Raw genomic sequence first — 12,783 nt, forward strand, 5'->3', positions numbered from 1 at the left:
CTTGCTTTGCCGGTTCGCCTGCCCTACCGCCATCCCGGCAGGCAGGCGCGGCGGGCCTCGGTGGCGACGGCGGCGGGGGCCTCGCCCTGGGCGTCGATCAGTTCCATTTGGTCGACTGTCGACGCATCGCGCGCAACGACGCGGGCGAAGCACCGGCAGTAGGCGGCACGGTCGCGCCGCGACAGCCCGTCGACGGCCGCCGGGGCGGTGCCGTCGGGCGGTGTCATGCAGGCCGATTCGGTGGCGACCTCGGCGTGCAGGCGCAGGGTGTAGGCCTCCTGCGGGTCCGAGGCGGCGGTATCGGGCGCCAGCCCCTTCAGCGTGTCTGCGGCGGCCGAGGCCGGGCCCGACACGTATCCCGTCCCCACGAGCGCCGAAACCGTCAGGACGACGGCGGCGAACAGGATCGGAATGGCGCGGAACAGGCGTGACGGCATCAAACGCATCCTCCGGAGACGGTCGGTGTGTGCGTACATGAAGCGTGACGACGCGCCCCGGCGAACTCAAAGGGGCATCGGTCGTACCAATGTCAGATCGCGCCTGAGGAATGCCAAAGAGGGAAGCGGCACGCTCGTTCCGGGAAGGCGCACAAGGCCGGACCCTCCGAAAGATGCATAAGCCGAATATCTAAATTGAAATATCCGAAAGACCTAATTCTGAAAAAGTATATTCACCGCGAAGGGCGAGAAATTTTGTGCCAGAGTACTTCTTCCGGCCGAGACGTTTCCCAAGACGTCGCGGCCGTGCCGGCCCGGCTCCGGCCCCGTGACAGCGCCGGGCGGCACAAATCAATTGAACAAAGCCTAATAAACAAGTGTGGGAACGTGCCATGGGAAAGTCCTCACTGCTTCTTGCACTGGCGGCCGCCGTCGCGGTTGCGGCCGGGCCGGCGGATGCCGTCCCCTTCGACGCGCCGAACGCCAAGGCCCTGATTACGCCGGCGATGGTCGAAGAATTCCGCGCCATGCTGCAGACGCCGGTCATCGTTATGTCCATCAAAGCGCAGAACGAACGGCGCAAGGGTCTTACGCCCGACCGCATCGAGGCGCTGGATCAGCAGTGGCGGGCCGAGACCGAGGCTGATGACCAGCCGCTCATCGCCGCCACGCTTTCCAGCCCCGCATCGGCCTACCTGACGCAGCGCCAAGCCGACTCGCGGGGCATGTTTGCGGCCCTGTTCGTGATGGACGAATACGGCCTGAACGTCGGCCAGTCGGCGGTGACCAGCGACTACTGGCAGGGTGACGAGGCGAAGTTCGAGAACACCTTCCCTGCCGGCGCCGACGCCGTCTTTATCGACGAGCCGGAGTACGACGATGGCTTCGGCATGTGGCTCGTGCAGGTGAACCTGACGCTGTCCGACGGCGGCCGGCCTGTCGGCGCGGCCACGGTAGAGCTGAACCTCGACGAATTGGCGCGCCGCGCCAGCGCCACACGCTGACGGGAGGCCGCGCCATGTCCCTGCTCAACAACATCCGCATCCCCGTCAAGATCACCCTGGCCTTCGCCGCCGTCTGCCTGGTGATCCTGGTCGCCGGGGCCGTCAACCTCATGGCCCTGTCCAAGCTGGAAGGCGCCACCCAGCGCTTTGAACGGGTGGCGCAGTACTACGAAACCTTCGAGGAGTACGTGAAGAACATGCCGCAACAGCGGCAGCTCGTGCTCACGTTCATGCTCACCGGCGAGCGCGACACGCTGAATGCCCTGGAAACGCTGGAGGTCCGGCGCCAGGAGCTGCGCGACGCCATCGTGGCGGTTGCCGACATCGGCATCACCCGCGCCGACGTGAGCCCCGTGTTCGAGGCCGACGACGCCCTTCGGACGCAGGTGCTGGAACGGCAGGTGGCGCTCATGCGCAACAGCCTGACGGTCAACGAAGCGCGCGCCATCGAGATCTCGACCTTGCCGGGCCGCCTTCTCAGCCAGCGCGACGCCGCCATGAAGAACACGGTGCAGACGTTGCACAACGTGCAGGCGACGGCGAAGGCGAACGAACAGAGCGCCAACTCACAGGTTCGGATGGTCACCCTCGCCAGCGCCGGTGCGGCCATCGTCATGGCGATTGTGTTCGGCCTTGCGCTCACCCGCGCCATCGCCGCGCCCATCTCGGGCATGAACCGTTTCATGCAGCGCCTGAGTGCCGGCGAACTGGACGACCCGCGCATCCCCGGCCAGGGCCGTCGCGACGAGATCGGCGACATGGCCGGCGCCGTCTCCGTCTTCCGCAACGGCTTGATCGAGGCGCGCGACCTGCAGGAGGAACAAGACCGGCAGCACGCCGAACGCGCCGCCCAGCAGGCGGAGCTGAAGCGCCTCATCCGGTCGTTCGAGGGCACCATCGTCGGCGTCCTGGACGGCCTGAGCAACGCCGACCACCTGGTACGCGAAACCGCCACCAAGATGACGTCCGGCGCCAAGGACACCCTCGCCACCGCCGACACGGCGACCAACGCCGCCGATGGCGCGTCGCACGACGTCGATACGGTCGCCGCCAGCGCCGAGGAACTGTCCACTTCCATTCAGGAAATCGCCCGGCGCGTCTCGCAGGCCACCGAAATCGCTTCGCGCGGCGTGTCGGAGGCCGAGGCCAGCTCGCACGAAATCGGCCAACTGGACGAAAGCGTCAACCGCATCGGCGAGGTCGTGGGCCTCATCAACGACATCGCCAGCCAGACCAACCTGCTGGCGCTGAACGCCACCATCGAGGCCGCGCGGGCCGGTGACGCCGGCAAGGGCTTCGCCGTGGTGGCGAACGAGGTCAAGGGCCTGGCGACCCAGACCGCTCGCGCCACCGAGGACGTGGCGCGCCAGATCACCGCCATTCAGCAGGCGACGAAGAACGCCGTCGGCGCAATAAACAAGGTCAGCGCCGTCATCCGCGAGATCGATGAAATTTCCTCCAGCATCGCCGCGGCGGTGGAGCAGCAGGGGGCGGCGACCTCAGAGATCGCGCGCGGGGCGGAGCACACCGCCACGGCCACGCGCTCGGTGGTGGACGTCATGGGCCAGCTGCGCGAGGCGGCGCAGGAGTCCGGGCGCATCGCCGAGGAAATCACCACGTCGTCGGAGCAGATCAGCAAGCAGTCCGCGACCCTGAAGGCGGAGGTGCGCGACTTTCTGGCATCGGTCCAGTCCGACGAGCACGAGACCAACCAGCTTGTCCGTTTCAACGAGGAGGCGCACGGCTTCGGCGTCGCCGCCATCGACGAGGATCATCGCAAGCTGATGGAGATCACCAACGACCTTTATCGCGCGGTCAAGGCCGGCAATGACGGCGCCGCCATGGACCGCGCCTTCAAGCACTTGACGGCCTACACCAGCAAGCACTTCAAGGAAGAAGAGGACTACATGGAGCGCGTCGGGTACCCCGAGCGCAACCGTCACGCCCGCCACCACGCCCAGTTCATCGAGCGGGTGGAGACGCTCTACAACACCTATCGCGGCGGTGACCAGACGGCCGGCATGGACCTTCTGGCGCTGCTTGGCAACTGGTGGCGCAACCATCTGGAGGGGGACGATTCGCAGCTTGCCCGCTTTATCAAGGGCGGTCAGCGTCGCAAGGCCGCCTGACGCGGCGTCGCGGGTTCCCACAGTCCAGGGGCGGCGCCGGCATCATGCCGCGCCGCCCTTTTTCCGACAGCGCGGGCGCAGGTCGGACAACAAAAAAACCGGGCTTGGCTGGCGCCGCCCGGTCGATCAATCTTTGGGGAAAATGGCTCCGGCGGTAGGATTCGAACCTACAACCCTGCGATTAACAGTCGCATGCTCTACCGTTGAGCTACGCCGGAACAACCCGTTGGAGGCCCGCGATTTACCGAACCTGGGCGCCCCTGTCCAGAACTTTTTTTCGCCCCGGATTGCGGCCGGTCCGCCTAAAAGTCCAAATCCGCGTAGTGCCGCGGCGCGGGAACGCCAGGCACCGTCTCCGCCAGCAGGCAGCGGAAGCTGGGGCGCGACTTGACGCGGGCGTACCAGTCCTTGGCCAGTTCGTGCTCCTCCCACGGGACGTCGCCGGCATAGTCGACCAGCGACAGGTGGGCGGCGGCCGTCAGGTCGGCCAGCGACAGGGACTCGCCGGCCAGCCAGCGCCGGCGCTCCGACAGCCAGGCGATGTACTGCAGGTGGGTGTGGATGTTCACCCGTCCGGCGCGGATGAGGCGGCTGTCCGGGGCGTCGCGGGTCAGCACGCGCTTGGTCAGCTTTTCGCCCGCCGTCGGCACGGTGACTTCCTGGAAGAACTTGTGGTCGAACCAGTCCACCAGCCGCCGCACCTCGGCCCGTTGGACGGGATCATGGCTGAGCAGCGGCGGTGCCGGATAGCTTTCGTCCACATATTCGCAGATGGCCGTGGCGCCGCAGATGACGTAATCGTCGTCCACCAGCACGGGCACCTCGCCGGCCGGGTTCAGCGCAAGGAATTCCTCCGGCCGTTCCCAGTCCCGGACAACGACCGTCTCGAAGTGCAGACCCTTCTCGTTCAGCACGACCCGGGCCTTGCGGGCGAAGGGGCTCAGACAATGGTAATAGAGGATGCGCATGGTCTTTCGTTTTACCTGAAGCGGCGGCGCTTGCAAGGGCCGTCGCGGACCGTCACCGACAGGTCACGCAAACGGCCGTCTCCGGCGGGCGTTGACGCAGCACGCTTCCCTATCGCATCCGCCCGCGCCTTGAGCTATCCTCCGCCGCCATGAGCCAGCAGAACGACACCACCCACTTCGGGTTCCGCACCGTCCGCACCGAGGAAAAGCAGGGCCTCGTGCGCGACGTCTTCGATTCGGTCGCCGCGCGCTACGACCTGATGAACGACCTCATGAGCGGCGGGGTCCATCGCATCTGGAAAAATGCGCTGATCGACTGGGTGAACCCGCAGCCGGGCCAGGCGCTGCTGGATGTCGCCGGCGGCACGGGCGACATCGCCTTCCGCTTCCTGGACCGCGCCCGCCACATCGGCGCCGTCCGCCGGGCCGAGCGCCGCGACATGGGCGAGGACGTGGACGAGCCGCCGCCCAATACGGCCGAAGCCGCGGTCACGGTCTGCGACATCAACGTCGAGATGCTGAAGGTCGGCCGCGACCGTGCCACCGACCAGGGCCGGCTGTCGGGGCTGACCTGGGCGTGCGGCAACGCCGAGTCGCTGCCGTTCCCCGACCGCACCTTCGACCATTACACCATCGCCTTCGGCCTGCGGAACGTCACCAACATCGACCGTGCCCTGGCCGAGGCCCGCCGCGTGCTCAAGCCCGGCGGCCGGTTCTTCTGCCTGGAGTTCAGCAAGGTCGTCGTGCCGGGGCTGGACCAGGCCTACGACCTGTACTCGTTCAAGGTGTTGCCGCGCATGGGCCAGGTCATCGCCCGCAACCGCGAGGCCTACCAGTACCTGGCCGAGAGCATCCGCAAGTTCCCGCCGCAGGACCGGCTGGTGGAGATGATGGAAGAGGCGGGCCTGCGCCAGAGCAAGTACCGCAACCTGTCGGGCGGCATCGCCTGCATCCATTCCGGCTGGCGCATCTGATGCGCAACGAGGTCGCCCGATGATTCGCGCCGTCAAGAACCTGCGCCGGCTGTTCCAGATCGCCCGCACGCTGGCCCGCCACGACGCCCTGTTCCCGCTGGAGAACATCGGCGTGGCGCGCGAGGTGGCCGCGCTGACCAAGATGTTCAGCCGCAAGAACGTGGAAGGGCGCCCCGGCCAGCGGCTTGCCCGTGCGCTGTCGGAACTGGGGCCCAGCTTCATCAAGCTGGGGCAGGCGCTGTCCACCCGCCCCGACCTGATGGGCGAGGAGGTGGCGCACGACCTGTCGGAGTTGCAGGACCAGCTGCCGCCCTTCGGATTCGCGGACGTGCGGCGGATCATGGAGTCCGAGTTCGAGGAAACCATCGAGAACCTGTTCTCGGAGTTTTCCGAGGAACCGGTCGCCGCGGCGTCGATCGCGCAAGTGCACTTCGCCACCACCACCGACGGGCGCGAGGTGGCCGTCAAGGTGCTGCGGCCGGGCGTGGAGGACCACATCGCCCGCGACCTGGACCTGCTCTACTGGATCGCCGAGATCGTCGAGGCCACGCAGCCGTCCCTGCGCCGCCTGAAGCCGGTGGAGAGCGTGCAGGCCTTCGAGGACTCGGTGACCATGGAGATGGATCTCCGGTTCGAGGCCGCCGCCGCCGCCGAGATGGCGGAGAACTTCGCCGGCGACGACACCTTCAACGTGCCGGAAATCGACTGGCAGCGCACCAGCCAGCGCATCATGACGTCGGAACGCATCAAGGGCATTCCGACCGACGAGCGCGACGCCGTCATCGCCGCCGGCATCGACCCGACGGAAGTGGTGGCGAAATCCGCCGATGCGTTCTTCAACATGGTCTTCCGCGACGGCTTCTTCCACGCCGACATGCACCCCGGCAACCTGTTCGTGCGCGAGGACGGCAACCTGGTGGCCGTGGACTTCGGCATCATGGGCCGGGTGGACGTGCAGACGCGCCGATATCTCGGTGAAATGCTGCTGGGCTTCCTGACCGGCAACTACCGCCGCGTCGCCGAGATTCATTTCGAGGCCGGATACGTGCCGAGCGAGAAATCGGTCGACGCCTTCACCCAGGCCGCGCGCTCCATCGCCGAACCCATCTTCGGCCGCCCCATGAAGGATATTTCCATCGCCCGGCTGCTGGGGCAGTTGTTCGCTGTGACGGAAACCTTCGAGATGGAGGCGCAGCCGCAGTTGCTGCTGTTGCAGAAGTCCATGCTGGTGGCGGAAGGCGTCGGCCGCCGCATGGCGCCCGACATCAACATGTGGGAACTCGCCCAGCCGCTTGTGGAAGACTGGATGCGCGCCAACCTGGGGCCGGAGGCGCGCATCAAGGACGCCGTCAACGGCATGGTCTCGACGGCCGAGAAGCTGCCCAAGATCATCGACGAGGGCGAGAAGGTCTTTGCCATGATCCAGTCCGGCGGCGTGCGCCTCCACCCGGATACTCTGGCGGCGCTGGCCGGCCAGCGGGTGGCGCGCAAGACGCGCATGAACGTGCTGATGATCCTGCCCTGGGCGCTGGTCGTGATCCTGCTGGCCCTGCTGGTGGGGAACTAGCGTTTTGACGCTCTGTCGCGCCTGCGCCAGAGCTGCACGCAAGCGCCATGCAGGCTCACGCGCCTGACCGGCGCGGGGTCGCGGTCGCGAGCACATGTCGCCCTTCTCGGGCGAGAAGGGCTCTGGAGTCTTCCATTGGGAATTACGAAGGACAGAAGACGGGACAATGGCGGAAGAAACGGCGTCCTGGCGGATGCGTGTGCGCGGCTTCGTAGAGTCGCCGCGCGTTCAGCGGTTCATCCTGGCGTTGATCGTCATCAACGCCGTCATCCTGGGGCTGGAGACCTCCTCGGCGGTGATGGAGGCCGTCGGTCCGGCGCTGATCGCCATTGATACGGTGATCCTGGGCGTCTTCGTGGTTGAGATCGCGCTGCGCATCGCCGCCCACGGCTGGCGGTTCTTCCGTGACCCGTGGGGCGTGTTCGACTTCATCGTCGTCGGTATCGCGCTGGTGCCGCAGACCGGCCCGTTCTCGGTGCTGCGCGCGTTGCGCGTGCTGCGGGTGCTGCGCGTGGTCTCGGCAGTGCCGCGCATGCGCCGGGTGGTCGCCGCGCTGTTGAGCGCCATTCCGGGGCTGGGGTCGATCATCGCCCTGCTGGCGCTGGTCTTCTATGTCGCCGGGGTCATGGCGACCAAGCTGTTCGGGGCGTCCTTTCCCGAGTGGTTCGGCACCCTGCCGGAAAGCGTCTACACCCTGTTCCAGGTGATGACGCTGGAAAGCTGGTCCATGGGCATCGTGCGCCCGGTGATGGAGGTCTACCCCTACGCTTGGCTGTTTTTCGTGCCCTTCATCGCCATCGCGACCTTCACCATGCTGAACCTGTTCATCGCGGTGGTCGTCAACGCCATGCAGAGCGACTATCAGGAAACCCAGGAGGCCGCCGAGGCCACCGCCCACGCCGAGCGCGAGGAAATGCTCGACCACATCCGCGCCCTGCGCGTCGAGATGGCCGACCTGCGCACTGCCCTGGGCACGCGGGAGCGCTCGGCGCGCGAGTAGGGGGCGGCGCGGCCTGGGACGTCAACCTGCGCATCGCGCCCTGACAAAGAGAAAACCCCCGCCGGATCGCTCCGGCGGGGGTTTCGGTTTCGCCCGTGCCGCTTACACCAGGTTGGGCAGCACCCGGTCCGGCGGCTTGTGGCCGTCGGCATAGGTCTTGATGTTGATCAGCACCTTCTCGCCCATGTCGACGCGGCCCTCGATGGTGGCCGAGCCCATGTGCGGCAGCAGCACCACGTTGTCCAGCGTCAGGAACTTCGGGTTGATGCTGGGCTCCTGCTCGAACACGTCCAGGCCGGCGCCGGCGATCTCGCCGCGCTGGAGCATGCGCAGCAGGGCGTTCTCGTCCAGCACCTCGCCGCGGGCGGTGTTGACGATGTAGGCCTGCTCGCGCAGCAGCTTCAGGCGCCGGGCGCTCAGCAGGTGGTAGGTGGCCGGCGTGTGCGGGCAATGGATGGAGATGACGTCCATCCGTGCCAGCATCTGGTCCAGGCTTTCCCAGTAGGTCGCCTCCAGCTCCTGCTCGATCTCGGGGTGGAGCCGGCGGCGGTTGTGGTAGTGGATGGTCATGCCGAAGCCACGGGCACGGCGCGCCACGGCCTGGCCGATGCGGCCCATGCCGACGATGCCCAGTCGCTTGCCGTAGATGCGGTGGCCCAGCATGTGGGTCGGGCTCCAGCCGGCCCACTTGCCCGAGCGGATCAGGCGCTCGCCCTCCGTCAGGCGGCGCGGCACGGCCAGGATGAGGCCCATGGCCATGTCGGCGGTGTCCTCGGTCAGCACGTCGGGCGTGTTGGTGACCGTGATGCCGCGCTGCTGGGCGGTGTTCAGGTCGATGTGGTCGACGCCCGTGCCGAAGTTGGCGATCAGGCGCAGCTGTTCGCCGGCCTGGGCCAGCACGCCGGCGTCGATGCGGTCGGTGATGGTGGGCACCAGGACGTCCGCCTCGCGCACCGCCGCCACCAGCTCATCCTTGGTGAAGGGGTGGTCGTCGTGGTTCAAGCGGCAGTCGAACAGTTCCATCATCCTGGTCTCGATCACGTCCGGCAGCTTGCGCGTGACGACGACCAGGGGCTTCTTCGCGACCATGCATATCCCTCCCGGAGACCTTATAGGCTCTGTGCGTGGTTTGGCTTAGCAAGACGGGCGGGGCTTGTCCAGACATTGCGTTGCAACACGGTCCTGCGACACTTCCTTTCGCGCGCACTCGAACCCTCGACCGCCGCGCTTGACCGGCCGGGGCGGTCGGTCCGTATAATGCGCCGCCCTGGGGAAATCGAGCCACACACCAATGTCGAACGCTGTTACCGGAGTCGCTTCCACCGCGCTGCTGGCGCTGGCCATGGGCTTTGGCCTGGCTGCCGCGCCCGTCGCCCCGCAGCCCGCCGGCCTGTTTCCGCTGGCCGCCGCCGCGGCCGCCGCCGCCGATGGAACGGGGCTGCCGCTGCCGCGTTTCGTGTCGCTGCGGGCCGAGCAGGTGAACATGCGCACCGGCCCCGGCGTGCGCTACCCCATCGACTGGGTGTATCTGCGCCGGTCCCTGCCGGTGGAGATCGTGCAGGAGTTCCAGACGTGGCGGAAGATCCGCGACCCGCAGGGCGCAGAGGGCTGGGTGCACCAGAGCATGCTGTCGGGACGTCGCACGGTGATGACGATGGACGGCACCCACCGCCTGCGCGCCGAGCCGCGCGAGGAGGCGGAAACCCTCGCCTACCTCGAGGGAGGGGTACAGGCCAGCCTGATCCGGTGTCCGCGCGCGACGGAGTTCTGCCGCGTGGAGGTGAACGGCACGGACGGCTGGCTCAAGCGGTCGGCCTTCTGGGGCGTCTACCGCAACGAATACATCGAGTGACGGCCCGGCGCCCGGTCCGCACGCCGGGCCGCCCCTCCGCACGCGAAACGGCCGCCCCTGCCATGGCACGGGCGGCCGATGTCTCGTCCGGGGCGGCACCGTTATTCGGCGGCCATGAGATGCGCGCCGTGGGCGGAGGCGACGCGCTCCGTCGCCTCTTCGGTCAGCCACTTGGCGACGTTGCGGTCCAGTCGGATGAAGGCCTCGACGGTGCGGTCGCACATGGGGCGCGTGGTGCGGGTCATCTGCTCCACGTAGTCGGCGTACTGAACAACCTGACGACGCCGGCTCGCGGGCAGGGCGACGCGGCCATCGGCGACGGCGGTGCGGAGCGCGATCCAGCAGCCCAGGTTGGCGTCCACCGCCTGCCACAGGGTTTCGGCGGTGCGGGCCTGGCGCAGGCGATAGGCGGCGCGAACCAGCAGGAAGGCGTGGCGGGCGGGCTCGGAGGCCTGGCCGGGAAGCGCGTTCAGGCGCTTGAGCGTCGGCGAGCGCACGACGGTCGTCCCGGTGTCGCCCAGCAGGCCGTCCGGGTCTGCGGCTTCCTGCTCGGCGGCGCGGCCGACGGTTTCCAGCAGCGGTTCCACGGCCGGACAGGTGCGTTCGCACAGGACGCCGATGTGGGCGGCGTCCAGCGCCATCTCCACGGCTTCGTCGCGCAGGCCGCGCGTCATCATTTCCGGCAGCCGGTTTTCCACGCGGGTGTCCACCGGGCACCCCAGGTCCGCCGAGCGGTGGGCGCAGGACGCGGTCGTCGACGCCACCGACAGGCTGTACCGGGTCTCGGCCTGGGCTTGGTGCATGGAAGGTTCTCCGTCGCAGAACAAGAAACGTCACCGGATGTCCGGAAATACTTCAGGCCTTTTCGAGGCCCGATGAATCGCCGTGCGTGCAGTTGATAGAACCTTCGCAGGGGGTATCCGGTTCCCCTTGATACTTCTTTTAACCGTTTGAGTTTTACTACCACCTTCGGCGCCGCTCTCCTTTACCTGCACGGCGGAGCGCGCTACAGAAGGGTGTCGCAATCGAAAACAAGGACCTGTCGCGCCGCATGTCGACCATCACCGAAGGAGTCCTGACCGCCGCCGGTCACCGGCTGGAGTACCGTTGGCACGGTCCCGCGCCGAAGGAGGCATCGACCTTGGTCTTCCTGCACGAGGGCCTGGGCTGCCGCGATCTGTGGAAGGACGTGCCGGCCGACCTGTCGGCGCGCCTGGGCATGGGGGCGCTGGTCTACAGCCGGCCGGGATATGGCGGGTCGTCGGGAATCACCCTGCCGCGGTCCACCGACTACCTGACGCCCGAGGCGCTGGAGGTGCTGCCGGCGGTGCTGGATGCGACCGGGGTTGAGCGCGCGGTGCTGATCGGCCATTCCGACGGCGGCTCCATCGCGCTCATCGCCGCCGGGCGGGGCAACGACCCGCGCATCCGGGCCATCGTGACGGAAGCCGCCCACGTCTTTGTGGAGGATGTCACCCTGGCCGGCATCAGCGAGGCCCGCACGGCGTGGGAGACGACAAACCTGCGCGAGAAACTCGCGCGCTGGCACGGCGCCAACACCGATACCGCCTTTCACGGCTGGAACGACACCTGGCTGACGGACGCCTATGCCGCCTGGAACATCGAGGACGTGCTGCCCGGCGTCACCGTGCCGTCGCTCGTCATCCAGGGCGAGGGCGACCAGTACGGCACAGAGGCCCAGGTGGACGCCATCGTGAGCGGCGTCTCGGGTCCGGCGGAAAAGCTCATGGTGCCCGACTGCGGCCATGTGCCGCACTTCGAGCAGCGGGCGCGCGTGCTGGATGCCATCGCCGCCTTCGTGGAAGCGTTGAGGACCTAGAGGTTTCACCCATTGAATCGGAGGCATGCACCATGCATCTGGAAGGCTCCTGCCACTGCGGCGCCGTGCGCTTTTCGGTCGAGGCGCACGCGCCGGTCCCCTACCTGCGCTGCCACTGCTCCATCTGCCGCAAGACCGCCGGCAGCGGCGGCTATGCCATCAACCTGGGCGCCAAGGCCGACACATTGACGGTCGACGCCGAGGACGGGGCGCTCGGCTGCTACAACGCGCGCATGGAGGACGGCAGCGTCAGCAGCGGCGAGCGGCGTTTCTGCACCCGCTGCGGCACCGCGCTGTGGGTGTTCTCGCCGGAATGGCCGCACCTGATCCACCCGCACGCGGGTGGCATTGACACGCCGCTGCCCGACCCGCCGGAACAGGTACACATCATGCTGGGCAGCAAGGCCAACTGGGTGCGCGACGACAGCCGGGAGGGCGAGGCGCGGTTCGAGGAATACCCCGACCAGTCCCTGGACGACTGGCACCGCGCCCACGGGCTGCTGTCGGGCGACCCGCCGCAGGGCTGACGCCCGGCCAGCCATCTTGCAAAGGGCGTGCGGGCACCAGATATGACCGTCGGGCGGTTGCCGCCCGGCCCTGCGCACGGCAGGATGGCGCGACGCCCGCGAACATCAGACAAGACCGGACACGAGGAACTATGGCGATCCAGATCTACACCAAGAGCACCTGCATGTTCTGCGACAAGGCCAAGGCCTGGTTCAAGGAGCACAACCTGCCCTACGAGGAGATCGACGTCTCCGCGCCGGCCGAATTTTCGGCCATGAAGCAGAAGTTCGACGTCGCGACGGTGCCTCAGATCCTCATCGACGGTCACCTGATCGGCGGCTACGACAACCTGATGCAGTACGAGCAGCCGATCCTGGAAAAGCTGAAGAGCCAGTATCCGGACGCCCGCTGAGGGCCCGGCGGCCGGCGCAGCGGCGGATCGGCCCCGTCAAGGCACCGGCAAGCAGACCTTGACCGCAGGCGGCGAAGGGCGCTCAATCGGCGC

At 67.6% G+C, this 12,783-nt stretch carries 13 protein-coding genes and 1 tRNA gene; 9 read left to right on the forward strand and 5 right to left on the reverse strand.

The annotated features are described in order from the left end of the window. Positions 1–23: 23 nt before the first annotated feature. Entirely contained in the window at positions 24–437 is a 414-nt protein-coding gene (locus LG334_RS02200) for a hypothetical protein (protein WP_404382885.1), read from the reverse strand. A 392-nt stretch (positions 438–829) separates the two neighbouring features. Here LG334_RS02200 and LG334_RS02205 point away from each other — a divergent pair, with 392 nt between their 5' ends. Next, positions 830–1,441, forward strand: coding sequence for a hypothetical protein (locus tag LG334_RS02205; protein ID WP_404382887.1), 612 nt, complete (start codon positions 830–832; stop codon positions 1,439–1,441). A 14-nt stretch (positions 1,442–1,455) separates the two neighbouring features. Further along, positions 1,456–3,570, forward strand: coding sequence for a bacteriohemerythrin (locus LG334_RS02210; RefSeq protein ID WP_404382889.1), 2,115 nt, complete (start codon positions 1,456–1,458; stop codon positions 3,568–3,570). A gap of 143 nt (positions 3,571–3,713) precedes the next feature. Here LG334_RS02210 and LG334_RS02215 read toward each other — a convergent pair. Together LG334_RS02215 and LG334_RS02220 are read right to left on the reverse strand one after the other, a co-directional pair. After that, positions 3,714–3,788: transfer RNA gene (locus LG334_RS02215), tRNA-Asn, on the reverse strand. 84 nt (positions 3,789–3,872) lie between these two features. Then, on the reverse strand, positions 3,873–4,538 hold the full coding sequence (locus LG334_RS02220) for a glutathione S-transferase family protein (protein WP_009539170.1): 666 nt from the start codon (positions 4,536–4,538) through the stop codon (positions 3,873–3,875). Between the two features lie 149 nt (positions 4,539–4,687). On the opposite strand from LG334_RS02220, the gene ubiE reads away from it, so the two are divergent. From ubiE to LG334_RS02235, 3 genes are all read left to right on the forward strand, one after another. Beyond that, positions 4,688–5,512, forward strand: coding sequence for a bifunctional demethylmenaquinone methyltransferase/2-methoxy-6-polyprenyl-1,4-benzoquinol methylase UbiE (gene ubiE / locus LG334_RS02225; protein WP_404382892.1), 825 nt, complete (start codon positions 4,688–4,690; stop codon positions 5,510–5,512). A gap of 19 nt (positions 5,513–5,531) precedes the next feature. Beyond that, complete coding sequence (ubiB, locus tag LG334_RS02230; protein ID WP_404382894.1) at positions 5,532–7,079, forward strand: 2-polyprenylphenol 6-hydroxylase; 1,548 nt, start codon at positions 5,532–5,534, stop codon at positions 7,077–7,079. 166 nt (positions 7,080–7,245) lie between these two features. After that, on the forward strand, positions 7,246–8,079 hold the full coding sequence (locus LG334_RS02235; RefSeq protein ID WP_404382896.1) for an ion transporter: 834 nt from the start codon (positions 7,246–7,248) through the stop codon (positions 8,077–8,079). A gap of 102 nt (positions 8,080–8,181) precedes the next feature. Here LG334_RS02235 and LG334_RS02240 read toward each other — a convergent pair whose 3' ends face one another. Beyond that, positions 8,182–9,168 (reverse strand): 2-hydroxyacid dehydrogenase, encoded by a 987-nt coding sequence (locus LG334_RS02240; RefSeq protein ID WP_404382898.1) that lies wholly within the window; start codon positions 9,166–9,168, stop codon positions 8,182–8,184. Between the two features lie 202 nt (positions 9,169–9,370). Between LG334_RS02240 and LG334_RS02245 the strand changes: the two genes are divergently transcribed. Beyond that, positions 9,371–9,931, forward strand: coding sequence for an SH3 domain-containing protein (locus tag LG334_RS02245; protein ID WP_404382900.1), 561 nt, complete (start codon positions 9,371–9,373; stop codon positions 9,929–9,931). A gap of 101 nt (positions 9,932–10,032) precedes the next feature. Here the strand turns inward: LG334_RS02245 and LG334_RS02250 are convergent, their stop codons facing one another. After that, the gene (locus LG334_RS02250) at positions 10,033–10,734 is read right to left on the reverse strand and encodes a hypothetical protein (protein ID WP_404382902.1); all 702 of its coding nucleotides are present in this window, start codon (positions 10,732–10,734) and stop codon (positions 10,033–10,035) included. Between the two features lie 248 nt (positions 10,735–10,982). Here LG334_RS02250 and LG334_RS02255 point away from each other — a divergent pair, with 248 nt between their 5' ends. From LG334_RS02255 to LG334_RS02265, 3 genes are all read left to right on the forward strand, one after another. After that, on the forward strand, positions 10,983–11,771 hold the full coding sequence (locus LG334_RS02255; RefSeq protein ID WP_404382904.1) for an alpha/beta fold hydrolase: 789 nt from the start codon (positions 10,983–10,985) through the stop codon (positions 11,769–11,771). Between the two features lie 32 nt (positions 11,772–11,803). Beyond that, on the forward strand, positions 11,804–12,298 hold the full coding sequence (locus LG334_RS02260; RefSeq protein ID WP_404382906.1) for a GFA family protein: 495 nt from the start codon (positions 11,804–11,806) through the stop codon (positions 12,296–12,298). 131 nt (positions 12,299–12,429) lie between these two features. Next, positions 12,430–12,690, forward strand: a complete 261-nt coding sequence (locus LG334_RS02265; RefSeq protein WP_009539161.1) for a glutaredoxin domain-containing protein — start codon at positions 12,430–12,432, stop codon at positions 12,688–12,690. Positions 12,691–12,783: the final 93 nt, after the last annotated feature.

It is taken from the genome of Caenispirillum salinarum, assembly GCF_044803115.1.
Taxonomy (GTDB): domain Bacteria; phylum Pseudomonadota; class Alphaproteobacteria; order Rhodospirillales; family Rhodospirillaceae; genus Caenispirillum; species Caenispirillum salinarum_A.

Excerpts from the sequence above, each read along its gene's own strand:
- LG334_RS02250 (WP_404382902.1), bottom strand. The coding sequence starts at position 10,734 with ATGCACCAAGCCCAGGCCGAGACCCGGTACAGCCTGTCGGTGGCGTCG.
- LG334_RS02245 (WP_404382900.1), top strand. The coding sequence starts at position 9,371 with ATGTCGAACGCTGTTACCGGAGTCGCTTCCACCGCGCTGCTGGCGCTG.
- LG334_RS02200 (WP_404382885.1), bottom strand. The coding sequence starts at position 437 with ATGCCGTCACGCCTGTTCCGCGCCATTCCGATCCTGTTCGCCGCCGTC.
- LG334_RS02235 (WP_404382896.1), top strand. The coding sequence starts at position 7,246 with ATGGCGGAAGAAACGGCGTCCTGGCGGATGCGTGTGCGCGGCTTCGTA.
- LG334_RS02265 (WP_009539161.1), top strand. The coding sequence starts at position 12,430 with ATGGCGATCCAGATCTACACCAAGAGCACCTGCATGTTCTGCGACAAG.
- ubiE (WP_404382892.1), top strand. The coding sequence starts at position 4,688 with ATGAGCCAGCAGAACGACACCACCCACTTCGGGTTCCGCACCGTCCGC.
- LG334_RS02205 (WP_404382887.1), top strand. The coding sequence starts at position 830 with ATGGGAAAGTCCTCACTGCTTCTTGCACTGGCGGCCGCCGTCGCGGTT.
- ubiB (WP_404382894.1), top strand. The coding sequence starts at position 5,532 with ATGATTCGCGCCGTCAAGAACCTGCGCCGGCTGTTCCAGATCGCCCGC.
- LG334_RS02210 (WP_404382889.1), top strand. The coding sequence starts at position 1,456 with ATGTCCCTGCTCAACAACATCCGCATCCCCGTCAAGATCACCCTGGCC.
- LG334_RS02255 (WP_404382904.1), top strand. The coding sequence starts at position 10,983 with ATGTCGACCATCACCGAAGGAGTCCTGACCGCCGCCGGTCACCGGCTG.
- LG334_RS02240 (WP_404382898.1), bottom strand. The coding sequence starts at position 9,168 with ATGGTCGCGAAGAAGCCCCTGGTCGTCGTCACGCGCAAGCTGCCGGAC.
- LG334_RS02220 (WP_009539170.1), bottom strand. The coding sequence starts at position 4,538 with ATGCGCATCCTCTATTACCATTGTCTGAGCCCCTTCGCCCGCAAGGCC.
- LG334_RS02260 (WP_404382906.1), top strand. The coding sequence starts at position 11,804 with ATGCATCTGGAAGGCTCCTGCCACTGCGGCGCCGTGCGCTTTTCGGTC.